The following is a 578-nucleotide window of genomic DNA, read 5'->3' on the forward strand; positions in this document are numbered from 1 at the left end:
GACGGCTCCTACACCGGCAAGAACTTCCAGGTCGGTGCCAACGCCGGCGAGACCATCTCGATCAGCATCGGTGCCGCCGGCCGTGGCATGAACGCCACCGGCCTGGGCGTCAACGGCGTCGACGTCACCAGCGTCGGCAAGTACCAGGTCTCCGCCGCCGCCGCCGCCGGCAAGGTCAGCACCACCCTCGCCAGCCAGACCGCTGCCAGCACCGCGACCATCACCGTCGACGCCACCGACGCCAGCTTCACCGCCAGCGGCGTGGACTCCTTCAAGAACCTGAAGGGCACCATCAGCTTCGGTGGCAAGAGCTTCGACCTGGGCTCGGTGGACTACAGCGCCGTCACCGCCACCGGTGCCGCCGGGGCCAGCGCAGCCAGCGCAGCCCTCAACGCCGCCGCCCAGTCGGCGTTCGGCACCAGCGCCGCCTTCACCGTCGCCCCCACCACGATCGTGTTCAACGCCGGCAACGTCGCGGCCGCGAACACGGCCACCATGGGCAGCTACATGACCAGCGGTGGCTTCGCCCTGAGCTCCTCGGCCGCCGACGTCGCCGCCGCCACCGTCAGCTTCACCGG

Annotated in this window: 1 pseudogene; it reads left to right on the forward strand. The window is 70.8% G+C overall.

Going from position 1 to position 578, the window contains the following annotated elements:
• Nucleotides 1-578 (forward strand): annotated as a pseudogene (locus G1H19_RS22375) (hypothetical protein); the annotation flags it as partial.

The sequence above is a fragment of the Goekera deserti genome (assembly GCF_010685995.1).
GTDB classification, from domain to species: Bacteria; Actinomycetota; Actinomycetes; order Mycobacteriales; family Geodermatophilaceae; genus Goekera; species Goekera deserti.